The sequence below is a fragment of the Sphingobacterium thalpophilum genome (assembly GCF_901482695.1).
Taxonomy (GTDB): domain Bacteria; phylum Bacteroidota; class Bacteroidia; order Sphingobacteriales; family Sphingobacteriaceae; genus Sphingobacterium; species Sphingobacterium thalpophilum.
Genome location: NZ_LR590484.1, coordinates 2200574 through 2225262, shown reverse-complemented (window position 1 = coordinate 2225262; position 24689 = coordinate 2200574). Strand labels below are relative to the sequence as shown.

Annotated in this window: 21 protein-coding genes and 1 riboswitch; of the genes, 9 read left to right on the top strand and 12 right to left on the bottom strand. The window is 44.5% G+C overall.

From position 1 onward, the window contains the following. Window positions 1-12 precede the first annotated feature (12 nt). The gene (locus FGL37_RS09495) at window positions 13-453 is read right to left on the bottom strand and encodes a MarR family winged helix-turn-helix transcriptional regulator (protein WP_028071854.1); all 441 of its coding nucleotides are present in this window, start codon (window positions 451-453) and stop codon (window positions 13-15) included. 275 nt (window positions 454-728) lie between these two features. Between FGL37_RS09495 and FGL37_RS09490 the strand changes: the two genes are divergently transcribed. After that, window positions 729-1691, top strand: coding sequence for an isopenicillin N synthase family dioxygenase (locus FGL37_RS09490; RefSeq protein WP_028071853.1), 963 nt, complete (start codon window positions 729-731; stop codon window positions 1689-1691). A gap of 99 nt (window positions 1692-1790) precedes the next feature. On the opposite strand, the gene FGL37_RS09485 is transcribed toward FGL37_RS09490, so the two are convergent. The 4 genes from FGL37_RS09485 to FGL37_RS09470 form a co-directional block, all read right to left on the bottom strand. Next, complete coding sequence (locus FGL37_RS09485) at window positions 1791-2552, bottom strand: porin family protein (protein ID WP_051607292.1); 762 nt, start codon at window positions 2550-2552, stop codon at window positions 1791-1793. After that, window positions 2552-3268, bottom strand: coding sequence for a PCMD domain-containing protein (locus FGL37_RS09480; protein ID WP_512700711.1), 717 nt, complete (start codon window positions 3266-3268; stop codon window positions 2552-2554). The genes FGL37_RS09485 and FGL37_RS09480 overlap by 1 nt, the downstream gene beginning before the upstream one ends. After that, entirely contained in the window at window positions 3265-3747 is a 483-nt protein-coding gene (locus FGL37_RS09475; RefSeq protein WP_138096765.1) for a hypothetical protein, read from the bottom strand. Before FGL37_RS09475 ends, FGL37_RS09480 begins: the two co-directional genes overlap by 4 nt. Before the next feature lie 142 nt (window positions 3748-3889). Continuing rightward, complete coding sequence (locus FGL37_RS09470; protein WP_028071851.1) at window positions 3890-4249, bottom strand: MmcQ/YjbR family DNA-binding protein; 360 nt, start codon at window positions 4247-4249, stop codon at window positions 3890-3892. 248 nt (window positions 4250-4497) lie between these two features. On the opposite strand from FGL37_RS09470, the gene FGL37_RS09465 reads away from it, so the two are divergent. After that, window positions 4498-5079: an ankyrin repeat domain-containing protein gene (locus FGL37_RS09465; RefSeq protein WP_232048666.1), complete on the top strand. Its 582-nt coding sequence runs from the start codon at window positions 4498-4500 to the stop codon at window positions 5077-5079. Between the two features lie 39 nt (window positions 5080-5118). Here the strand turns inward: FGL37_RS09465 and FGL37_RS09460 are convergent, their stop codons facing one another. Beyond that, a complete protein-coding gene (locus tag FGL37_RS09460; RefSeq protein WP_028071849.1) occupies window positions 5119-5673 on the bottom strand; it encodes a thioredoxin family protein in 555 nt (184 codons plus the stop codon). A gap of 119 nt (window positions 5674-5792) precedes the next feature. Between FGL37_RS09460 and FGL37_RS09455 the strand changes: the two genes are divergently transcribed. The 3 genes from FGL37_RS09455 (at window position 5793) to dnaK (ending at window position 11385) form a co-directional block, all read left to right on the top strand. Then, entirely contained in the window at window positions 5793-8483 is a 2691-nt protein-coding gene (locus tag FGL37_RS09455; RefSeq protein WP_028071848.1) for a TonB-dependent receptor, read from the top strand. Further along, window positions 8476-9348: a GLPGLI family protein gene (locus tag FGL37_RS09450; protein ID WP_081817992.1), complete on the top strand. Its 873-nt coding sequence runs from the start codon at window positions 8476-8478 to the stop codon at window positions 9346-9348. The genes FGL37_RS09455 and FGL37_RS09450 overlap by 8 nt, the downstream gene beginning before the upstream one ends. Window positions 9349-9480: 132 nt before the next feature. After that, the gene (gene dnaK, locus FGL37_RS09445) at window positions 9481-11385 is read left to right on the top strand and encodes a molecular chaperone DnaK (protein ID WP_028071847.1); all 1905 of its coding nucleotides are present in this window, start codon (window positions 9481-9483) and stop codon (window positions 11383-11385) included. Window positions 11386-11444: 59 nt separating this feature from the next. On the opposite strand, the gene FGL37_RS09440 is transcribed toward dnaK, so the two are convergent. The 3 genes from FGL37_RS09440 to FGL37_RS09430 all read right to left on the bottom strand — a co-directional run bounded on the left by FGL37_RS09440 (window position 11445) and on the right by FGL37_RS09430 (window position 14826). Beyond that, window positions 11445-12125 carry a TIGR02117 family protein gene (locus FGL37_RS09440; protein ID WP_028071846.1) on the bottom strand — a complete coding sequence of 227 codons (681 nt, stop codon included), beginning with the start codon at window positions 12123-12125 and terminating at the stop codon, window positions 11445-11447. A gap of 115 nt (window positions 12126-12240) precedes the next feature. Beyond that, the gene (locus FGL37_RS09435; protein WP_028071845.1) at window positions 12241-13152 is read right to left on the bottom strand and encodes a sugar phosphate nucleotidyltransferase; all 912 of its coding nucleotides are present in this window, start codon (window positions 13150-13152) and stop codon (window positions 12241-12243) included. A gap of 132 nt (window positions 13153-13284) precedes the next feature. Then, window positions 13285-14826 carry a helicase HerA-like domain-containing protein gene (locus FGL37_RS09430; RefSeq protein ID WP_028071844.1) on the bottom strand — a complete coding sequence of 514 codons (1542 nt, stop codon included), beginning with the start codon at window positions 14824-14826 and terminating at the stop codon, window positions 13285-13287. A 171-nt stretch (window positions 14827-14997) separates the two neighbouring features. On the opposite strand from FGL37_RS09430, the gene FGL37_RS09425 reads away from it, so the two are divergent. The 4 genes from FGL37_RS09425 (at window position 14998) to FGL37_RS09410 (ending at window position 19634) form a co-directional block, all read left to right on the top strand. Further along, on the top strand, window positions 14998-15333 hold the full coding sequence (locus tag FGL37_RS09425) for a hypothetical protein (protein ID WP_232048665.1): 336 nt from the start codon (window positions 14998-15000) through the stop codon (window positions 15331-15333). 188 nt (window positions 15334-15521) lie between these two features. Beyond that, window positions 15522-17057: a SulP family inorganic anion transporter gene (locus FGL37_RS09420; protein ID WP_028071842.1), complete on the top strand. Its 1536-nt coding sequence runs from the start codon at window positions 15522-15524 to the stop codon at window positions 17055-17057. 89 nt (window positions 17058-17146) lie between these two features. Continuing rightward, window positions 17147-17794 (top strand): carbonic anhydrase, encoded by a 648-nt coding sequence (locus FGL37_RS09415; protein WP_028071841.1) that lies wholly within the window; start codon window positions 17147-17149, stop codon window positions 17792-17794. Between the two features lie 169 nt (window positions 17795-17963). Next, complete coding sequence (locus FGL37_RS09410; RefSeq protein WP_028071840.1) at window positions 17964-19634, top strand: glutamine--tRNA ligase/YqeY domain fusion protein; 1671 nt, start codon at window positions 17964-17966, stop codon at window positions 19632-19634. Between the two features lie 87 nt (window positions 19635-19721). Here FGL37_RS09410 and FGL37_RS09405 read toward each other — a convergent pair whose 3' ends face one another. The 3 genes from FGL37_RS09405 to rimM form a co-directional block, all read right to left on the bottom strand. Then, window positions 19722-22751, bottom strand: a complete 3030-nt coding sequence (locus FGL37_RS09405; RefSeq protein WP_037534297.1) for a protein O-mannosyl-transferase family — start codon at window positions 22749-22751, stop codon at window positions 19722-19724. A gap of 153 nt (window positions 22752-22904) precedes the next feature. Beyond that, window positions 22905-23861: a methylenetetrahydrofolate reductase gene (locus FGL37_RS09400; protein ID WP_028071839.1), complete on the bottom strand. Its 957-nt coding sequence runs from the start codon at window positions 23859-23861 to the stop codon at window positions 22905-22907. A 70-nt stretch (window positions 23862-23931) separates the two neighbouring features. Continuing rightward, window positions 23932-24034, bottom strand: a riboswitch (SAM riboswitch). A 95-nt stretch (window positions 24035-24129) separates the two neighbouring features. After that, window positions 24130-24654, bottom strand: a complete 525-nt coding sequence (rimM, locus tag FGL37_RS09395) for a ribosome maturation factor RimM (RefSeq protein ID WP_028071838.1) — start codon at window positions 24652-24654, stop codon at window positions 24130-24132. Between the last annotated feature and the right edge of the window lie 35 nt (window positions 24655-24689).

Here is a 24689-nt window from a genome sequence, read left to right as displayed (position 1 = left end):
ACTTGGTTTCACTTAAATGACTACTTCTTCTCTATAGTTGGACGCTAACTCATTGAGCTTGGCCAATGAAGCAATCAGCTGATTACGCTCTTCCTCAGAAAAATTTTCAGCCAGATACTGATTGAAATTACGCACTACGTCTTTTGCGATCCTCCTCTTCTCACGGCCCAGTTCGGTCAAGTACACTTTTACAGACCGCTTGTCCGTCGTACTGGTCTCGCGATAGATAAATCCCAACGACTCCAAATTATTCAACACACGAGACAAACTTGTTGTTTTAACTCCCGTCAAATTGGCGATCTGGGAAACAGGTGTCCCCTCTTTATGGATATTAATTAAAATATAACCGGCTGCTTGCGTAAACCCGTGCTGAGAAGCGATCTGGTTATATTTATTGGCAATCGTCTGCCAGCCTGTTTTTAGAAAATAGTCTATTGTCTGATTTTGGTTCATAGCGTATCCACAAGTCATTTATTATGCTTGCATAACAAATATAACAGGAAAGATTTAGAATAACAAGCACGAAGATGTAATTTTTGTTAAATCGCCAACGATAAGCGCCAGGCAGCGTTTTTCTTACGTTTCAATGACCAAAAGTCAATATGTGGAAAACTTTTAACAACTGATAAACAGCCAGATAATAGAAATTAAACAACTTTTATTCACAGCCAATATACGACATTCAAAATTAATTGCTTTAAATTTGTCCAAACAAACATCAACATCGTATGGCTTTAGTAAACATACCTCGCTTGGACTTGTTGCATTATACACAAGGTACCCAGGAACAACGGAATCAATTTATTCAGGATATCGGCAAGGCATTCAACGAAACAGGCTTTGTGACTATCGCAAATCATGGCTTATCTAAAGAACTGATCGAAGAACTCTACCAAGTCGTCCCTGCATTCTTTAATCTGCCTACGGAGACGAAAGAAAAATATGAATTTCCTGAGCTTGCCGGTCAGCGTGGATACACAGCTAAGGGGAGGGAAAAAGCAAAAGATGCCAAAACGCCGGACCTCAAGGAATTTTGGCAGCGCGGCCAGACCATTGTTGGTGAAGAATATTCCAAAACAGATTTCCCTGACAATCCCGAAGTCGAAGAAATTCCCCGCTTCAACAGCGTGACTGCTGAAGTCTATAAAAAGTTAGAAGATACCGGTCGCGAGCTCCTGAAAGCCATCGCTGTCTATTTAGGCCTTGAGGAGACGTATTTTGAGCAATTTGTTATCAATGGCAATTCGATTTTACGTGCGATCCATTACTTCCCGATCACTGACCCGGATGCATTGGCACCGGATGCTGTGCGTGCAGGAGCACATGAAGACATTAATTTGATCACGCTGCTCATCGGCGCCAGTGCGGATGGCCTGGAGGTCTTAACCAAAGAGGGTGAATGGTTCCCCATAAAAGCGAAGGGTGAAGATATCGTCATCAACGTGGGTGACATGCTGCAGCGCCTGACCAACAATAAGCTGAAATCAACCACGCACCGTGTTGTTAATCCACCTCGTGAAAAAATGGGCACCTCAAGATATTCAATTCCGTTCTTTCTACACCCAAAATCATCGATGAGCCTGGCTTCTCTGGATTCCTGTATCGATGCAACTCACCCCAAAGTATATGAAGACTATACCGCCGGACAGTATTTAGACGAAAGATTGCGGGAAATTGGTCTGAAGATGTAAGAATACACACAGCGACAACATTATACCGGATTCATTTTGCATTGTGCATAAAAAAGCCGATCGTATGATCGGCTTTTTTATGCACAGATTAACTGATCTTTATTTTAACCTGTAACCGATGCCCACATTTAAAAAGATATTGTGCAACCCGAAACTGATACTTTCAAAACCGGTTTTCATGATATTATTAAACCCATAATTGAGCTGAGCCAAGGCTAGAAACCTCCCATTGATATGATATTGCGTTCCGGCACTTAACCCCACATCTATGTTCCGCACGCTTTCTTTAAAGTCATAATCAGCATGATCGACGACAATCTTGTTGCCCGTCGGCTGCTCATGCCTTAGATATCCATTATACGCTTCGCCATAAAATTCTTTCCGGACGGCAAAGGAGACATAAGGTCCAGCAAGCAGATCCCATCGCTCAGCGAGCCTGTAAACAGCCTGTAAGGGCAAGGAAACATACAGATTATGTACTTTCGTCGTAATGTCTCCAGTATAATACCCCCTTAATTCCTCCCTCGAGTCATTCACAGCATTAAACGTGGTTTTATAACTCTTTACCGAGGCCTTTGTGTCCATGCCCTTTCCATCAAAAAGAAGACCCAACGACAGGCCCCATCTGGAGTCCAAGGTATAGTTCGCTTTTGCTCCGACAAAAAAGGGTACATTTGGACTGTAGCTTTTAATCTTTCGGATTTCCCGCGGCAAAGATAATGGCGTTGCACCGCCTACCTGCCCACCTAAAACAAACTGCAGCCCCAGCTTGTCAGCCTTATCAGCCCTTTCCTGTGCATGGATGACCCCGAGAAAACAGGTCATGATCAGCAGCATGACGATATAAAGTTTATTATTCATTATTTTTTCGTTACAATTTTCAGATCATCCACAATCAATTTACTTCCCACAGCTCCGATAAAATTATCGCCATACTTACTTGACGACATCACAATGGCAATGCTGTAATCCAGATTAGTCACAGCAGCAGCGTCGACCGGGGCCGTGTATTTAAATGGCAGAACAAATTTGACAAAGCCATCTCCAGCCGTTGCGCTACCATCATCAAGACGGGCGATAGCAACAATACTCCGATCCGTCAAGATGTTATGGCCAGTGAGAAAAGATTTCTTCTTTTTCGGGTCAGGCTCCGAGTCCATCAGCTGCTTGCGGTTGTAGAATACGGCATAGATGTCACATGAATCCTTTATGTCGACGGGCTTTAAATCTTTGTCTGTGACAGTTGCTCCCGGAGTATATTTATAGTACCCTTCCAAGGCCACTGGGATTTGATTAAATGGCAGGCCAAAGTGGGTTGCGGCAAGCGGGTCAGTTAATACTGGCCCTGTGTCAAATGACCCTATAAAAAGATTTCCCGCTGCTATCGGTTTTTTAAACAGTGCACCAAAAGACCCCGTCAGCTTGGTTTCCAATAACGCTGCTTTCGAACCCGAATGTGCATCTGTCGTTGTTTTTGTCGGGTAAGATTCAGGCGCTTTTGTTCCACCTCCCATACTTAATGTCAGCGAGAAGCTCGCGTTGCCCGACCCCCAGTTGTAGAAATCCTGACCATCTATTGTGTTGAAGAAAATCGTAATTTATCATCTTCATCTATCTTAACGTCCTCAAAACCGTACTCCGTCGGTACAAAGCCATTATCGGTTTTCACAATTTTCACGAGATAATTTTTGTTAAAACGGCGGTCTTCTGAGGTCACTTGATAATAGACACCATTTGCTAACAGCTGATCGACGAGCACCTTACTCGTATCCTGTTCTCCAACCGGCATTTTTAAAGAATCAGCCAACAGTTTGATCGTCGCACCCGGAGTAAGATCAAAGTTGATATTCAACTTGGCCAGATCATGGCTATTCGGTTTAAGATAAAGCGTAACCTGATTATTGGCAATGACTGGATCCAGCAAAAACACATCCTCAGCGCTACGAACGCCGACGATATCTGCTTCCATATTCAGCGCTTCTTCTTTTATGCAACTTCCAAGACCTAAAAGCAGCATAAAACAAATCCCTAACAGGTCAATTCCTCTTCGTTTCATAAAAATAATATTCGTGTAAAATGACAGCCATGTATTGAGTGATACACGGATGGGGCAAAGCTACGAACTCCCCGTCTCAAACAAATTATTTCTGGCGGCTTTTCTCGTCCCGCAACTAATTCTTTACATTTCGCAAGGCCTTTTAAATATGGAGTTCTTCCCTGATTTTACGTGACAAGCTGTTGACGACAAGTTCATAACTATGCTGGATGAGCTGCTGTAGCGTACTGTCATCCAGTTCGCGATTTGCAAACACGGTATTCCAGTGCTTTTTATTCATATGATATCCCGGCAATACCGTCTGACTATACGTTTCCCGCAGTGCAATGGCCCGCTCGGGGTCACATTTTACATTAAACCGAAGCTCCCCGATCTGGTCGAGTCCGACGAGCAGAAAAACTTTGCCCCCGATCTTAAACACCAGCGTATCCGGACCAAAAGGCGTCTCTTCCATGACCGGACCAATGGACAGACAATATTCTCTTAACTCTTCTATGTTCATATCTTGTACTTAATTTTGTAGCTCCCGTCACATGTAAGGTCTCTGAAAGATAAATTTGACAACCAATGGTATAAATTTAACAAAATTGCTGCTAAGTTAAATGCTAGATTTGTCTTTCATCAAGGATCGGCTTTACATACATGAAAAAATACATCCGACAAATACACTGCAGGCTATTATTGCTTACGATAATAGTAAGCCTATCTGTTCAGTGCAAAAGTATGGACACCACAAACCACCAGGACAATATGAATCAAGACAACATCATCGCTGCTGTCGTCAGTGGACAGATCAGCGCGGTAAAAAACTATCTGGCAGCAGGCGGTGATGCCAACCGAAAAGCAGCCGATTCGAAATCCTTGCTCCTGATTGCCACAGAAAAAAATAATAGGGATATGGCGCAGCTATTACTGCGATATGGTGCCGATGTCAACCTGCAGAGCGATAACGCGGACAGCCCCTTTTTATATGCCGGCGCAGCTGGTTATACGGAGCTGGTCAGGCTTTATCTCAAGCACGGTGCAGACTTCAAAATCTTCAACCGTTATCATGGTACGGCACTGATCCCTGCCTGTGAGCGCGGGCATATTGAGACCGTACGCTTACTGGCCAATACGAAAGGATTCCCCATAGATCACGTCAACCGCTTAGGTTGGACAGCGTTGCTGGAAGCCATCATACTCGGCGACGGAAGTCAAAAGTATGTGGAGATTGTCAAAATCCTGTTGGACGCCAAATGCGACAAAACCATCCCAGACAGTGAAGGCATTACGCCCTTACAACATGCCAGACAACGTGGTTTTACTGCGATCGCAACCTTATTGGAGTAGCGCGTTTTGTACCGGCAGTTTTGGTGAAAGCAAAAAGATTTATTTCCCCAGCAGGGATTGAATTTCCTTTTGGATTTCCCCGCCTTTATCTGCGTTATACCATTTCTGGATCTCTTCTTTGATCTCCGAAAAGTCTTTGCCAGCTTCTTTTAACCTTAAAAATAGCTGTTGGCACGCTTTGGGACGAGGCCCCCAGACCGCTATATCCCGGCCTTCTTCGTCACGCACAACAAGGATCGGAATAGATTTTCCCCCGTTTGTCAAATACGAATCGATCAGAAAAGGCGCGCTGTCACGCAACTGGATGTCGACTGTAATATTTGGATTCTGTGCAGCCATCTTCACCAGCATGGGCACCGAATGTGCAGCGTCACCACACCATGGCTCTGTAATAATTATCCATTGCTGTTTTTGTGATACACCTGCAATAAACTGTTGAAAATCCACGGACAGCTCGAAACGCTTCAACCAACGTCCCATTCTGGACCAATTCATTTTTGTATATTGAAAGTACTCTTCGTCCTGATATGTCGGGTGATTTTCGGGATGATTCAAGATATCTTCAAACTGCTGTAAATAAAATTCAAACGTCATAACATCTATTTTGTGCAAAGGTAATTTTTTAGATACAACTTTCTCAAAAAATCCTTATATTATCAATTTAACACTACTTAACACTTTGCTAGATTATCTTTGACAGATATAGCCAGTACATGAAAAGATTAATTCACATCATACTGCTCTTATTACTTTTTGTTCACGGCGTTGCTGTCGCTCAAATAAGCATAAAGGGGAAAATCATAGACAAAGCAGACAACAAACCGTTGACTAACGCCTCCATCATCTTACTGAACAGAGATTCGGTGCTCCGTTATTACAACAGAGCAAATGAAGAGGGGAAATTTATGCTGAAAAATGTCACTCCCGGAAGCTACATCGTGCTGGCCACCTACCCTAAGTTCGAACTGTATAGCGATACTATCGCAGTAGCAGATAATGACATCGACCTGAAAGAGATCAAAATCAGTTCACAAAAAAATGTGCTCGAGGAAGTCATCGTCACCCGCAGGCTGCCCATTACGCTGAAAGGCGATACCATCGAGTATGATGCCGCCAGTTTTGCAACCGAAAAAAATGCTAAACTCGAGGATCTCCTACGGCGCCTGCCCGGCTTTACCGTATCGGGCAATGGCAGCATTACCGCTCAGGGAAAGGCTGTTCAAAAGGTGTTTATCGATGGCGAAGAGTTTTTTGGCTACGATCCCAAAATTGCTATCCGCAATGTTCGGGCTGATGCGGTAGATAAAGTGCAATTGTATGAGAAAAAATCGGAAGAAGCGGAGCTGTCCGGTATAGATGATGGTGTCCGCATCCAGACCGTAAACGTGGTGTTGAAGGAGAAGGCAAGGAAGGGTATTTTCGGGAATATGGAAGCCCTCGGCGGCACAAAAGAGCTCTACGCCGGCAATCTATTTGCAGCGAAATTTAACAGAACGGAGCGGATCGGCATTACCGCCAACCACAACAATATGGGCGGCGCCAACGGATTTGAGGGTTCTATGCGCATGAACAACCAGATTACGGGCCAGCCATTAAGCACCTCGCTCGGCGCAAACTACGAGAACCAGTTTTTCAAGAAAGCCTTAAAGGTAAATGCCAATTATAACTATAATAACAATAGCAACAAAAACGAATCTGAAAATTATAATAAAAACGTCCTTCCAGATAATTCCATCCTGGAGACAAACAGTAAAAACCGCACAAAAAGCGGTTCGCGGACCAATGGCGTCAGGTCGCATTTCAACATCCGGCTGGACTCTACCCAAAACATGGACGTCCAGGCAAATGCCAACTGGCTAAATAACGACAATAGCAACAATACCGAAAGCTTTACGAGGGATGGCCAAGGAACCGACATCAGTAAATTCAGAGAGGAGAACGCATCAAACACATCAACCAGGAGCAACAACCTGCGTTTAAACTACCGAAAGAGACTGAAGGCGGGGAGTTCACTCAATCTGATGATCGCGAACAACAGGAATGAGTCCACTTCCACCAGCAAGGTAAACTCTGAGACCATCATTTTTAAAAGTAATGACACCACCCGTATCAACCAGGACAGAACAGGCAATAATAGGGGGAATGATTTTGCGTCTTCGCTCAATTTCAACAAACGGATAAGTGATTTTATGAACATAGCGCTAGGCTATAGTTTCAATTATTCCAAACGCACCAATACACAAAATTCGGTTGATAATATAACCCACCAATTCGATTCCTTATATTCAAAAAACCAGATCGACGACAATACCAATCAAGGGATCAATGTCCACCTATCGTACAGAAAGGAAAAATTTGACATTAATGTATCCAACCGAACCTTCTACAAAGATCAAAAACTGCAAGATAGCTACCGGCATATTGACCTATCTAGAAATTTCTGGGACAACAACTTGAATCTTGATGCGAATTACAGGATCACAAAGAGCAAAAATATCCGGCTGTCCTATATGAGTTCCAGCATCATCCCTTCTTTTGAGCAATTACAGCCTCTGCAGCCGCAGACCAATCCATTGTTCCAACAGGTCGGTAACCCAGACCTGAAACGCGCGGTCAACAACAACATCTCCGCCAACTACAACGCATTTAGTTTATTGAAGGGAACCAATATGAATGTCAATGGGAATATTTCTTTTATCCGCAACCCCATTGTAAACAAAACAACAGTACTCGAAAATTCGGCACAGATCAGCAGCTATGAAAATCTGTCCGGTAAGTCAAACTGGAATGCGGGGCTCAACATCAACCACATGCAACCTTTGGCCAACCGCCGCATCAACTTCAATAAAAGTGCAAATTTCCGCTACAACAACAGCTACAGCTATACGAGGTTCGGAAACGAGCAGTCCGCCGGCGAATTCCTTCTGAACAATGCGAAAAATACTTCTTTTGGCGTAGGCGCAAGTGTGAATGAACAAAATTCTAAGGGCTTCGACTTTGATTTATCGTTGAATACCGGACTCAATCTGCAACAAAACTCAATTAATAAACAGTACGATGCCACCAGCTTCGAAGGCAGTGCTTCGGGATATATCAAATATTTCCTTCCGAAGAAATTCAATATTGTCACCAATCTATATTACAGCTATACAGGACCGACAAAACTTTATAGAGAATCAATCAATCAGTTTTTCACCAATGTCGAACTGGAGAAAAAAGTACTAAAAGACCAGAGCCTCACACTCAGTGTCAAAGCTTTTGACCTCTTTAACACGTTTAACAACACCCGCCGTACCAATAGCGACACGAACTATTCAGAATCGGTTCAGCAAGTATTGACACGCTATTTTCTCCTGGGTGTGAAGTGGGATTTTAACAAATATTTAGGTAAAGGAAATGATTAGAATCTGTTTATTCATGATACTATGCTGTCTGTCTGTACGATCTCTACAGGCACAATACGCCTATTTTGGCAGTCGCGGTACGATAAGTTTTGATAAGGTGATGTACACCAAGGCCCGCATACGGGAGCTGTCCAGCGACAGGAATTCAGGAATGCGCGGCGGCATGATGCTGGATTATATGGATAATATTCCCGAATCCCAGACGGAAAAGCTGAACCTGTATTTCGACGAAAATTCGACCGTGCTGCTGCAGGATGACAATACCGGCGAAGAAAAGCAAAATACGAGCGGCAAAATGCGGACAACGACGGGTGCAGCAAATTCTGCTCGCGGCAACAGAAACCGTGGTTCTGTACGTGGCGGTGGTGCCTGGGGCATGTATGGCGGACGCAGCAGCCGCAATGCCAAAGTGCTGTATCAGGATCTAAAAGCGGGGACGGCCGATATCCAACTGGATGTAGATGAAAAATACCTCCTCTCAGAAACGCTGGATAGTATCACATGGCGTTTCACCGAAGAATTCCGCAATATCGCAGGGATCAACTGCCGCCGAGTGAACGGCGCGACCAAAGACTCCCTTTATCTTATTGCCTATTATACCGAAGAGATCCCGGTATCTGCCGGACCGGCACTGACACATGGCCTTCCGGGCATGATACTAGGTTTGGTCATCCCCGAAATGCATATCCAATACTGGGCCACCAATGTGGCTTATACCAATAACCCTGTTCCATCAGACTGGCGCGACAAGAAATCCAAAAAGATGAAGTTTACCGAATTTACCGATCTCTTTGGCAGATATATGCCACGCAATCGACAGAATGAATCCGCCAAAAAGCGGATATTGGAACAACTGGTCTACTGAAAATGTCAGTTTGGCAGTACATCAGGACAAATTGATGACAAATAGTGATTTTTTTACAAAACATTTCGATTGGCATAAGGGTTGATAATAGATGATAGAATTTGTTTTAGTAAAAAAATTAAAATACAAGATATGTCTAAAATTATAGGAATTGACTTAGGTACTACAAACTCATGTGTTGCCGTAATGGAAGGTAACGAGCCTGTAGTAATTACGAATAACGAAGGTAAACGTACCACGCCTTCAATCGTAGCTTTCGTAGAAGGTGGAGAGCGTAAAGTTGGTGACCCAGCCAAACGTCAGGCAATTACCAACCCACATAAGACGATTTATTCTATCAAACGTTTTATGGGTCTTTCATACGACGAATCAGTCAAAGAAGCTGAACATGTTCCTTACAAAGTCGTTAAGGGCGACAACAATACGCCACGCGTAGAAATTGACGACCGCAAATATACTCCACAAGAAATTTCTGCTATGATTCTTCAAAAAATGAAGAAAACAGCTGAAGATTTCTTGGGTCAGGAAGTGACTGAGGCAGTAATTACCGTTCCTGCATACTTCAACGACGCGCAACGTCAAGCCACTAAAGAAGCTGGTGAGATCGCCGGACTCTCTGTCAAACGTATCATCAACGAACCTACTGCTGCAGCATTGGCTTACGGCCTTGATAAGGCACACAAAGACATGAAAATTGTCGTATTTGACTGTGGTGGTGGTACACATGACGTTTCAGTATTGGAATTAGGTGATGGTGTATTTGAAGTCAAATCAACCGACGGTGATACACACTTAGGTGGTGACGACTTTGACAACGTGATCATTAACTGGTTAAATGAAGAGTTTAAAAACGACAACAATGGCTTTGATCTGAAAAAAGATCCTATGGCATTGCAACGTTTGAAAGAAGCTGCTGAAAAAGCGAAAATTGAATTGTCAAGCGCAACATCAACAGAAATCAATTTACCATACATCACTGCTGACGCAACTGGACCAAAACACTTAGTCCGTACATTGTCACGCGCTAAATTTGAAGCTTTGGCAGCAGATTTAATTCAAAGAACGATTGCACCTTGTGAATCTGCATTGAAAAATGCCGGTTTCAGCAAATCAGATATCGACGAAATTATCCTTGTGGGTGGTTCGACACGTATCCCTGCTATCGTTGATGCCGTGAAAAACTTCTTTGGAAAAGAGCCTTCTAAAGGTGTAAACCCAGACGAAGTGGTCGCTCTAGGGGCAGCTATCCAAGGTGGTGTATTGACTGGTGAAGTAAAAGATGTCTTGTTATTGGATGTTACCCCACTTTCGTTGGGTATTGAGACCATGGGTGGCGTAATGACCAAACTGATCGAGGCCAATACAACGATTCCGACCAAAAAATCAGAAACATTCTCTACAGCATCAGACAATCAGCCTTCTGTGGAGATCCATATCTTACAAGGTGAACGTCCAATGGCAAACCAAAACCGTACCATCGGCCGCTTCCACTTGAACGATATTCCACCAGCACCACGTGGCGTTCCGCAAATCGAAGTTACTTTTGACATCGATGCCAATGGTATCATCAAAGTATCAGCAAAAGATAAAGCGACTGGTAAAGAGCAAAACATCCGTATTGAAGCTTCTTCAGGTCTTTCTGACGAAGAAATCAAACGTATGAAAGAGGAAGCTGAAGCAAATGCGGATGCAGATAAAAAAATGAAAGAGGAAGCTGACAAAATTAATGCAGCTGACGCGCTGATCTTCTCAACTGAAAAACAATTGAAAGAATACGGCGATAAAATTTCAGCAGATAAAAAAGCGCCTATCGAAGCTGGCTTAACTAAGTTAAAAGCAGCATATGAAGCGAAAAACTTCGCTGATATCGATGCCGCTTCTGCAGAATTGCAAAATGCATGGAATGCGGCTTCAGAAGAAATGTACGCTGCTTCACAAGGTGGCGCACAACAGCCACAGGGAGATGCCGGCCAGGCGCAAGGCGGAAACCAGGGCGGTGATGATGTCACTGACGTGGATTACGAAGAAGTGAAATAACTTCGCTGATCAGAAAAGGAAAAAGCTCCGGCCTTCGGCCCGGAGCTTTTTTTATTTCCTTATTTTTTTCTATAGTGGCTCAATATGCCTTTGTCCAATGTCGCCCATATACCGGCAGGCATACCGGCTTTCTTCAAAGCGTTATTGGTCCAGGTATTACAGGAATAAAACATACTGTAAGCGCCCTTAGCTTCATAAAACGCATCCGCATCATCATATTGGGCATTCGTTTCGACCAAGATGGGATGCCCCTCGTGCAGATCCAGCGACTCGTGTATATATTGTATCAATGCACGATACTGCTGTGGACTTATTTTATAGCCAAAACATAGATCGTTTTCCTGAATGGCCCGATAATATGTCACATGGATGGCAGACTCGCCAAGACCGAAAGCAGCAGTAAAAGCTGTCGAAGCTTTCAGATCCTTCCATTCCGGCGTCTCCAGATAGAAGCCTTTGTCGCCCCAGCCTATGCCCACATAGTGGTAATCCGTTTTTTTTCCCCGCGTGTTGGCATAAGGGAATAAGGTAGACCAGTCCATCTCGGCGGACAGCACAGGCACTACCACATCGGTGTGAACGCCATTGGATTTCACATATACCTGAACACTGCGGTCAGCAGCGGCATCGATACGAGCGGCAGCAAGCCTCGACAAGCTGTATTCCGCTACGAGATATAAAACGCAAAAACCAATAATTCCTAAAATAATATACCCTAACACTTTAAGCAATCTTTTCATGTAAACCAGCTATTAGCGAAATTACCACAGGCAGCTCCGGGTTTCCTTCGTCTTCAAAAAAAAACCTGCATTGCCTACACAATACAGGTTCAATATAAGCTATTTCTTTTAGCTCTTAAAATAACTTTTCGGGATACACCCCTTCGGCAACCAATTTGGAAATTGATTCCTGAACGATGGGTTTATCTTCTTTGTATGTAACGCCAAACCATTTGGATGAGGTTGGGATTACCTTGAAATCCGCCATTTTATGTTTTACCATATAATCCGGAACAGAAGGAATAAAGAATTCGGCTTTTGGATTTTCTTTATTCTCTTCCACAAATGCCGGAAACATGGATTGTGCCACTTCGAAAATTTTGGGCGTAAAACCCCAGAAGTTCATTGAAACACGCGTCTGAGGATCGAGGTCGTATTCAACGCCGTTCTCTTCATACACAATCCTGCGGCTGTCACCTTCGCCTTTATAATAGATATTAGTACGCTCCGTGACACTTTCCATATGCCCTGTAGGGCTAACTTCACAGACACCGCGGGAGACATAGCCGTAGTCGGACATGGTATTACCTACCTGAAAGCCCATCAAGGACATCTGCTCGTCAGAGACTTCGGTAGTTAAAAACCTGGCCATTTTTTCAAAAGAATCTGATCCGTAGAAATCGTCGGCATTGATGACGCAGAAAGGCTCCTTCACCTTATCTTTTGCGCTCATGACAGCATGTGCAGTACCCCAGGGTTTGGTTCTCTCGATGACATGACTGACACCGAACTTCGTTAAATCAAAATCTTGAAAAGCGTAGTCTACCTCAATTTTACCTTCCAATTTTTTATCAAAAACTTCTTTCATTTTATCCAGAAATTCTTCGCGGATAATGAAAACAACTTTTCCAAATCCTGCACGAATGGCATCATAGATGGAATAGTCAATAATTGTCTCACCGTGTGGGCCAAAACCATCTACTTGTTTTAAAGAACCATACCGGCTAGCCATTCCTGCTGCCAAAATCAAAAGGGTTGGTTTACTCATATTTAAATTGCGTTAATAGAACTTTCTTTTCGTCCGCAAACTTAGCTAAAATTGCCTGTAAAAGCAAATGGACACATTCCCTTGCCGCAGCCAAACTGGGTTTATCTGAAGACGTAAAACATGAATTTTCTGTTATTTCTTTTTTAAAAATGCATTTAGTAAGCCTGTGGCAAGTTTACCCAGCAGCTTTACGCCTTCTCTTGCGAGCGTCGTCGTCGCCGTCCGCTGTGCAGCCTCCAGCGGAGTCTGTCTTCTCGAAGTGGACCTGCTCGCCTTAGCGGCTTCTTTTTCGGCAGCCGCACGCTGCTCCTCCTGTGCTACAACTTGCATTTTCTCATCAATAATTTCTGCCGCAGAACGATTTTCCAGCCTCTCCAGATACTTCATACGCAGGTCAGACTGATTGATGATCTGCTGGATCGTCGCGTCATCTGCGGGCCCCATCACTGCACGGGCGGCTACAAGGTGGGTCGCTACGACTTCAGTCGGAATTCCCTTATCGTTCAGTACCGTGATCAGCGCCTGGCCCGTACCTAAGGAAGTCAGGATCTGGTCGATCTCATAAAAATCTGATTTCGGATAGGTCTTTACGGTTTTCTTTAGGTTTTCGGCATCATTGGGAGTAAAGGCCCGCAAAGCATGTTGCACACGGTTTCCTAATTGCGCCAACACCGATTCAGGAACATCTGTCGGAGACTGGGTGCAGAAAAATACGCCGATTCCTTTAGAACGGATCAAGCGGATAATCTGATCCACCTGCGTCAAGAACGCTTTTGATGCTCCATTGAAGAGCAGATGGGCTTCGTCAAAGAAAAAGACCAATTTGGGTTTATCAGGATCGCCTACCTCCGGCATATTTTTGAAAAGCTGCGCCAACAAACTCAGCAAAAACGTTGAGTAGAGCACAGGCTGGTCCTGCACATCCGAAATATTCAATAAGCTGATCACACCTTTGCCATCCACTTTCTGGAATAAATCGTTAATATCAAATTCCTTTTCGCCAAAGATGTGCGCCAATCCCTGCTGTTCCAATGCAACAATCTTACGGAGAATAGTTCCCGAGCTCGCCGAGCTGATCTTACCGTAATCGTTTTTGATTTCCTCACTTCCCGGACCATCCGAAAGATAGGTCAACAGCTTCTTGGTATCGTCAAAGTCGATCAAAGGCATCTGATGATCCTGTGCGTATTTAAACATCGCTGCCAGTACCCCTGTCTGCGTTTCGTTCAACTCTAAAATTCTACCCAGCAAAACAGGGCCAAAATCCTCCACAGTAATCCGCATCGGAATGCCCTTATTGCCTGACAGCGAATAGAGCTCAACAGGAAAGCTCGAAGGTACAAAGGGCACGCCTACAGCATTCCCACGGTCAATGAGGGCCTGATTGCTTACGCCTGGAACCGCAAGACCAGAGAGATCTCCCTTGACATCGAGCATGAATACGGGCACCGCGGCGTCCGACAGCTGCTCGGCTATGAGCTGCAATGTCCGCGTTTTACCAGTTCCTGTTGCTCCTGCGATCAAGCCGTGACGGTTCATCATTTTCAAGGCTAGGTTCACTTTCGCCTCCGCCAGGATTTCGCCGTTCAGAATTCCGGCACCTAAGTATATAAACGCCCCTTTGGGGTTATAAGAAGCTTGAACCTTCTCAATAAATTGTTCTTTATTTGCCATGAGAAAAGGCTTAAAATGTATGTATTATAAATTTGATTCAAAACTTACCAAAAAATAATCTTTTCGTCACAATTTCGTGCCAAAATGCATTTTTTTCGCACTTTTAATTTGAAATTAACATAGAATTGCTATTTTTACGATGTAAAACAATTAAGATAAAGGTAATAAAAAATGTTAAATAAGAGATTTAGATTTGTGGCCGCATTCATTTGTGCGATCATCTTTTTCACAAAGATGGCCATATCTATTTCGCCTATTTTTTCGAACAGTTTAGATCAAAATACCATCTTACAGGTTGTTTTGCAGCTTGAAATCGAGAACAACAATGGCGCAAGCAGCGACACGCTTGAAACGGCCTCAAAATTCTTCAATACAAAAACAGACGACCCTATTGTTTTTGAAAGTATCCTCGTTGAGAACCAAGGAAAACAGAAAAACTATCTAAAAAACGAGAAAAGCATTTTAGCTTTCCATCCTACGGTTCCAACTCCGCCTCCTAACTGTTAAAACTATACGTCCCATTAGGGATGTATGACTTCATCCGCAAGCTGAATCCCAGCCTGTGCGGTTTTTTATTGACTTTTTTATTGAACATACTGCCTACAGTCGACGTTGGAAGGGAACGCTTTGGCACCTATCCTTAACTGTCGCAGCATGCTTCATGAAGATTTGTTTAACAGATAAACACGAATTTTATGTTTGGAACTCGTACGTCTGCTTTTCTGAAACTTTCGAAAAGAGACTTAAAATATGATTTCCCAGCTAGTGTTGTGGTGTTTTTGGTGGCACTTCCATTATGTTTGGGAATTGCAATGGCCTCAGGTGCGCCATTGTTTGCAGGATTATTGACAGGTGTAATTGGTGGAATCGTCGTCGCTTCAATCAGTAAATCACCATTAAGTGTGAGCGGACCAGCCGCTGGGCTTACGGTTATCGTACTCGGAGCTATACAGAGCCTGGGGGCCTATGAAACTTTCTTGCTCGCGGTCGTCATTGCGGGTGTGCTACAGGTGATTTTGGGTATACTCAAGGCTGGCATGATCGGAAACTACTTCCCTTCAGCAGTTATCGTGGGTATGCTGGCCGCAATCGGTATCACAATCATTATGAAGCAGATCCCTCTCGCACTGGGATTGGTGGAAACCCATGCTTTTGAATTAGACAATGGACACGGCATCGGCGCGTACTTCGATACATTGGTATCCGCTATCAACTTTGGCGCATTCATTATATGTGCTCTGTCGCTGGCGATCTTGATTTTCTGGCCGGCCATTCCGAAACTCAGCAAAGTACCGGCACCACTGGTTGTGGTTATTGTCGGTGTCATTCTAGCTTATTTCTTTCAGGGCTCTTCTTTTCAGCTGCATGACAAACAGTTTGTAGTGGTCCCCATCGTTGGCTCTTTTGCTGAATTTACGGGGCTATTCACCTTGCCGGATTTCACTCAGATTGTCAACAAAGATGTGTGGATCGTGGCATTTACGATTGCCATTATTGCCAGCCTCGAAACCCTCCTTAGCATCGAAGCTGTTGACAAAATAGACCCCTATAAGCGCAACACGCCGACCAACCGTGAGCTCATTGCGCAGGGTGTGGGCAATATGACCAGCGGGCTCCTGGGCGGTTTGCCGTTGACTTCGGTTATCGTCCGCTCGTCAGCAAATGTCAATGCCGGCGCCAAAACAAGACAATCGGCTATGTTGCACGGTATGTGGCTCATCGTTGCGATATTGGCGATCCCCACCCTGTTAAACATGATCCCTCTGGCCTGCCTGGCAGCAATCCTATTGCACACAGGATATAAGCTGGCCAAACCAAGCCTGTTTACCTCCATGTACAGAAAAGGTCTGGATCAGTTTATTCCATTCTTCGTTACGATTGTGGCTGTCGTGCTGACAGACCTCCTGATGGGTGTGGGTATCGGTATTGTCGTAGCGACCTTCTATATCTTAAAGGCAAATATGAAAAATGCTTTTAAGTATAACCTCGAAAAGGATAATGAGGAAGATAAGGCCGTCATCACACTGGCAGAGGAAGTCTCATTTCTGAATAAGGTTCCAATTCAGCAAAAGCTGTATAGCCTGCCCAAATCAGTCAGTAAGATCCGTATTGATGGGACATTCAGTAAATTTATAGACAAGGATGTCATTGAAGTCATCAAAGACTTCGAACAGAACGCCAAAAGCAAAGGTAAGGAAATCGAACTTTTGCAGGTCGTTTATAAAAAATAAACTGTTCGAAATGAACAATAATTTTAGAAATTTGTACTAGTAATAAATACGAGAAAAAGCTGTAAAGCAGCAAAAGGATATAAAAAAATATGGAAAATAAAGATTTAAAAGCAGGATTCGACAACATTATTAAAGGAAACCAAGACTGGATGGAGTTTGTGAAAAATGATACCACAGGACGCTTCCAGCAGTTGGCAAAAGGTCAGAGCCCCGAAGTTCTGTGGATTGGCTGTGCTGATAGCCGCGTGCCGGCAAACGAGTTGACAGGCAAAAAACCGGGAGAAGTCTTTGTTCACCGCAATATTGCCAACATGGTTATCCACTCGGACATGAGCTTGCTCAGCGTGCTCGACTATGCGGTCAATGTGCTGAAGGTAAAACAGGTTATCGTTGCGGGGCACTACGGCTGTGGCGGTGTTGCCGCATCTTTGAGCAGCAGCCAATTCGGTATCATCGACAACTGGCTTTGCCACATTAAAGATGTATATCGTCTGCATAGCGAAGAGATCGACAATATTGCGGATCCTGAAAAAAAAGCAGACCGCCTGGTTGAACTGAACGTTAAAGAACAGGTCTTTAATCTTTGCTCCACATCGATTATCCAAAATGCGTGGAAAAATGGTCAGCCACTTGCTGTACACGGAATGGTAATCAATATCGGTACCGGTGAACTGATCAATCAAAATTGTACTTTTACAAGCAATGAATCCCTCGGAAAGGTGTTCGCTTACAAATAGTAAAATCGGTCACAGGGACGAAAATTTCGTCCCTTTTTTATTTCCGTAGGGACAAGTCCAACTCCTCCTGTCCACATCCTCCGCTTTTCGCTGTTTACAGCCTTCTATAGACGTCGAATATCTGTGGCGATCTAGCTAATATCTCACTTCTAATAACTAACTTTGTATTATGAGTGAAGAAAAATCATTAAATTTTATCGAGGAAATTGTCGAAGAAGATCTTCGTACAGGAAAGCATGGCGGACGTGTTTTGACACGTTTTCCTCCTGAACCAAATGGTTACCTCCACATTGGTCACGCCAAATCCATCTGCCTGAATTTTGGATTAGCACAGCAGTATAATGGCAAGACTAATCTACGTTTTGATGACACTAACCCTGTCACTGAGGATACCGAATACGTTGAAAGCATCAAAAAAGATATTCAATGGCTTGGTTTCCAGTGGGCACAGGAACTCTATACTTCAGATTACTTTGAGACCTTATATGGTTACGCCGTGGAGCTGATCAAAAAAGGTCTGGCCTATGTTGATGATAGCACAGCCGAGGAAATTGCAGCAGCAAAGGGCACTCCTACCGAGGCCGGCGTTCCGACGCCCTACCGTGACCGGTCTATCGAAGAAAATCTGACATTGTTTGCAGATATGCGCGCCGGAAAATATAAGGACGGGGAGAAAGTACTCCGTGCAAAAATTGATCTGGCCAGTCCAAATATGCATATGCGTGACCCTTTATTGTACCGCATTAAGCATGCTCATCATCACCGCACGGGCGATAAATGGTGTATTTATCCAATGTATGATTTTGCGCATGGACAGTCAGATTCCATTGAGCAAATCACGCATTCCATCTGTACGCTTGAGTTCATTCCGCATCGCCCTTTGTACGACTGGTGCATCGAAAAATTAGAAATTTTCCCATCAAAACAGTACGAATTTGCAAGACTCAATATGACCTATACCGTTATGAGCAAACGCAAACTGCTTCAGCTGGTCAATGATAAGATCGTTGAAAGCTGGGACGACCCGCGTATGCCGACGATTTCGGGATTGAGACGTAGGGGGTATACACCGGCCAGTATCCGCAACTTTTGCGAGAAAATCGGTGTGCAAAAGCGCGAAAATATGATAGACGTCAGTTTATTGGAGTTTTGCATCCGCGAAGACCTCAATAAGACAGCCTGGCGCCGGATGGCTGTACTTGACCCGATCAAGCTGATCATCACAAACTATCCCGAGGGTCAGGTCGAACAGCTTATCGGTGAGAACAATCCAGAAGTTGAAGGTGGTGAGGGATCCCGGGAGATTCCTTTCTCTAAAGAACTCTGGATAGAGCGCGAAGATTTTATGGAAAATGCGCCGAAAAAATTCTTCCGTTTGGGTCCGGGCCTATCTGTACGCCTGAAACATGCTTATATCGTCACCTGCCACGATTTTGTGAAAGATGACAACGGTCAGATCACCGAAGTGCACTGTACCTATGTACCCAACTCCAAGTCGGGCGAAGATACATCTGGGCTGAAAGTCAAAGGAACGATCCACTGGATTTCCGCAGCTCACGCTAAACAAGCAGAAGTGCGGCTATACGACAGGCTGTTCAACGACGAAAATCCAGCAGCCGCCGAGAATTTTAAAGATTCCATTAATCCCGGCAGCTTGCAAATCGTCGAACGCGCCTACATAGAGCCCGATCTGGCGAACGCCATACCGGGAAAAGGATACCAGTTCATACGACTAGGTTACTTCACGCTGGATACCCATGCGACTCCAGACCATTTGGTTTTCAACCGGACAGTCACACTCAAAGATTCATGGGGTAAAGAGGTGAAAAAAAACGCATAACGTTACCGAAGTAGAAACAACAAGAGCAGTCCAACCATCTGGACTGCTCTTTTCTTTTTCAGTATGTGAGCCTCTCGTTTGCTATCCTCACTCTGTTAAACCATACCATTGTTCATACTGGCGCCGGAGTGCCTCAACCCGTGCCAGCCGGTCCGCATCATTTGCTTCAAGCAAAATATCCCGGTAGCGGTCCACAGAATCCACTCCCGTCTGGATGTCGTTCCATTCAAAGCTCAAGTTCTTTTTCTCCATCTGTAGCTGATGCAGATATTCCATATTGTCGGCGACATAGTCCAGATTGCGGTCAAGCATCTTTCCCGCTAGCTGATGCTGCCCCGAACGGTACAAGCTATCAATAATATCGGCATAATTTATGGCGTCAGACATGGCATACACCCGGTCTGGCAACTGATCATAGGCTTTCTTAGCCACCTCCCCGGCGGCCTTTACCCGCCCTTTTGCTAAAAGTAAGCGGGCCGTTTTTCCAAAAATATCTCTGGCGTACATGCTGGCAAAACGGAAAGAATCTGTGTCCAAATAGCTGGCATTTTTACTATTCCCCCAGCGGTAGGTATTCATGATATTATGATAAAGCGCATCGACATTCACCAATTGACTGGTGGTCCCGCTCTCCCGGTCGTTATCTGCCGCTGCGACAGGCATCAATCTCGACACAAACCCCTCATTCACAAGATACTTATCCAATCCCAACTTGCTGTCGCCGGGAAGCATATTAGAAAAATAAATCGGTCTGTCCCAATGGTTATTTTCCAGTACGGAAAGTAAGGTGAGCTCTGATCTGCTCAAGTAATCCGTGGGAATTTCCCACTCCATGGCTGGTAAAATGGCCTGTTCGAACGCTGTGGGAACTGCTTTGTTCTGAAGTACGGCCTGCTTATCAACCGTCAGCCGCAGTTTTTTGGCAGGAAAATAGTTAGCCAGCTCTCCGGAGGCCAGCTGCACTTGGTAAGCCGAATCGTCTGAAGTGACAAACTGCAGCAGCTGGCTGACATCCACAGCTTCCGTCAGTTGCCGGTCGATAAAAGGAATGTAGTCGCGGACGCCCTTCTTCGTTTTCTCCGCAGGAATCGTCAGCGGAAGACCGGCAGCCTGATAGGTGGACTTTTTTGCCTGCTGCATATACCAGTCTCCGCTCAGGTAGCTCAGCACGACGATGCGTACATCCCTGCGTACACCTTCCACTTCCTGCAGATACCATAGCGGAAAAGTATCGTGATCGCCATAGGTAAACAAAATGGCGTTAGGCTCGCAGCTCTCCAGATAGTTGCGTGCCACGTCCCGCGCCAGCGATTTTTCTGAGCGGTTGTGATCATCCCAGTTTTGATAAGCCATGATCACAGGGCCAGCCAATAAAGCAAAAGATAAACCTGTGATCAGCGCAAAACGCATCTGCGCAAAACGCTTCAGAAAACGTACTATGGCAATTAAACCCAGACCGATCCAGATGGCAAATACATAAAATGACCCTGCATACGCATAATCGCGTTCCCGCGGCTGCAACGGCGTCTGGTTGAGATAAACGACGATCGCAAGGCCTGTAAACATAAATAACAACGTAAGCACCAACGTATACGCCTTATTATTTCGGTATAGCCAGACGGCTCCTGCTATTCCGAGCAGCAAAGGCAAGAAAAAATAGGTATTTCGGCTGGGGTCATGCTCCTGTGACTTTGGAAGATGGTACTGCCCTCCCAGACGCCACTGATCCACAGCTTTGATGCCAGATAGCCAGTTTCCCTCCGTATAAGTTCCATATCCCTGCTTATCGTTTTGTCTGCCCACAAAATTCCATAAAAAGTATCTGGCATACATTTCTCCCAGCTGGAAGTTGAAGAAAAACTTAAAATTATCCGAAAACTGTGGTTTTTCGCCCTCTTTCAGCTGAAGATAACTGCGGTAATACGCCCTATGGCTGGCATCTTGGCTATAGATGCGGGGGAAGAAAGTTTCCCGGTCGTATTCATATTTGTCTATCCGTGTAAACGGGCTATAGTTGGACTCATCTTTCCGATAGCCCGTCCTGTTTTTGACAGCGACTACCTGGGAATCATAGTATGGACCTTTTAGCAGCGGTTCCTTGACATACTGCTCCCGTTCCAGATAACCTAAAAAAGAAAAGACATTGTCTGGTGCATTATTGTTCAGCGATGGGTTCGCTTTGCCCCGGATCAGGACCATCGTATAGGAACTATACCCAAACAGCACGAAGCACAGGGCCAATATGGTGGTATTTAAGGTATATTTTTTTCTCTTATGTGAATAATACAGACCATATACCAAACCTGTGATCAATAGAATACAGAGAAAGGAAATGCCCGAGCCAAAGCCCAATCCCAGTGAGTTCACAAACAGGAGATCTAACTTTGAAGCGATGCCCACCAGCCATTGGATCACACCCCAAAGGATCATCCCCAAAGCCAGAATGCCTATCACCAAGGCCTTAAAAATACCTTTCGGGCTAATTTCTTTGGCCCTCCTAAAGTAGATGACCATGGCGATGGCTGGAATAGCCAGCAGATTTAACAGGTGGACTCCGATCGACAGCCCCATCACAAAAGCGATAAAAATCAGCCAACGGTCACTTCCGGCCTGATCGGCACGCACTTCCCACTTGAGTATCGCCCAGAAGACCACTGCCGTACATAATGAAGACATGGCATATACCTCAGATTCAACAGCCGAGTACCAAAACGTATCACTGAAACTGAAAGCCATAGCTCCGATAGCCCCAGCTCCAAAAACTTGTGCAAAGTAAGCCAAGGGTGCCTGCTCTGCCCGCTTGAGCACTTTCTTCACCAAAGCAGTTATTGTCCAGAACAAAAATGCCACAGTCAGGCCGCTACAGCATGCCGAACCGATGTTCATCCAGTAGGCGATTTTGCCAGCGTTGCCTAGTGCCAAGTTTGAAAATATGTTCTGGATGAGAAGGAAGAGCGGTGCTCCGGGCTGATGGGCTATTTCAAGCTTGTAAGCACAGGCAATAAATTCACCGCAGTCCCACCAGCTTACCGTTTTTTCGGCCGTTGCGATATAGACAAATGTAGCAACAAGGCCACAGGCACAGCCGAAGATCGAGTTTAATCTATTGTACGTCATAAGGTGTCAATTGGTTCAAAATTTTATACTCCTTTTTCGGTACGTAAATTATCAAGTAATCTCGAGTTAAAAGTGTTAATTAACACAATTTAACAGCATAGACCACCGGCGAAGGCACCTGGTAGATAGCTTAGCAACCTGTCGCTACCAGAATTAAGCCAGCTTTTCTACAATTTTCTTTGTCGGTCCGGGATTACTCATGGTGTAGAAATGCAGCACTGGGGCGCCAAATTTAATCAGTTCCTGGCACTGCTGCACCAGCCATTCCTCGCCTACCTGTCTGACATCAGCATTTGTTTTACAGGCCGCAACCGCATCACTCAGTTCTTCGGGAATGTCCAAATGGAAAATGCGGGGCAGGGTAACTAGCTGCTTTTTGGTGGTCAACGGCTTGAGGCCCGGAATAATAGGTACATGAATGCCATTATCCCGGCATTTGATCACAAATTCTTTATACTTATCAACGTTAAAAAACATCTGGGTAACGATAAACTCGGCACCCATATCAATTTTCTGTTTCAGGTACTTAAAGTCGGTATTAAAGTTGGGAGATTCAAAATGTTTCTCGGGATATCCGGCCACACCGATACAGAAATCGGTCTTTTCGGAGGTCACGATATCCTCGTGGAGATATTTGCCCTTATTCATATCCACCACCTGCTGCAACAAATCGGTGGCAAAAGCGTGTCCGCCTTCAGTCGGTATAAAGTCTGCATCCCCTTTGCGCGCATCGCCCCGGAGTACCAAAACATTATCTATACCCAGAAAATTGAGGTCGATCAGCGCATTTTCGGTCTCTTCTTTTGTGAAACCACCACAGATCAGATGCGGAACAGCGTCCACCTTATATTTGTTCATAATGGCCGCACATATGGCCACTGTGCCGGGACGTTTGCGATAAGAGACTCTCTCCAGCAGGCCACTAGCATGTTCTTTGTAGATATAATCCTCCCGATGATAAGTGACGTCAATAAAAGGTGGCTTGAATTCCATCAGCTCATCCATCGTTTTAAAAATACTCTGGATTCCTTGGCCTTTTGCCGGAGGTAATAGCTCAAAAGAAAACAGTGTCTTTCCTTTTGCGTTCTGGATATGGTCGATAATCTTCATTAAAAATCTGTTTTTAGTTTTGGTTGGCTTACATCGAAACGCACGGATCCGGGAGTATTTATCGGCATGTAACTTATCTTTCCCACATGGAGTAGGGTAGAATTTAGCACCTTGAATAATACAGGTTGCTAAGGCTTCATTGGGTCTAGTCCCTCGGCCTTTCTCTATAAGCGATGCTAATATCGTTTTAAAAAATCAAAACACAAAACTATTTTTCGAAAATCCATAAAAAATAGCAACAAAGTCGACAGTGCAATCCGCTACTGCTCTATTCGTTGTACAGATCGATTAACCCTTCCGGCAGGTTGACCTCTATAATTTCTTCCTCCCCATCTATCCCCAAAATGAGATCATCAGACAACGGAAACATCAGTTCCTTACCGTCCATATCTACGGTAGCGACAAACTGCTGTGGAAATTCCTGTACGTCAATAATTTCGCCCAGTTCACCATGATTTTCGTCTATCACCAAAAAGCCGATTAAGTCCGTATATCGAAAATCATCCGGATCACGCTCTGGCATCTTTTCATTGGGTAGATATACCTTCTTACGAACGAGAGGCTGCGCTTTGTCAATATGGTCGACATCTTCGAATGTTACATATGCTGTACTATTTTTCTGCAATTTTATCGTGTCGATAAAATACGGAACAAGCTTTTTGTTCACTTCCAAAAAAAGGACATCCATATCCAGAATTTCGTAGTCTTCAAATTCGAAAAACAGCTGCATCTCACCTTTGAGACCACGCGTCTTGCTGATATAGCCAATATAAAAACTTTGATCTACAGTCATTAGCGTATTTAATATGAGTAAAAAAAGCCGGCTCA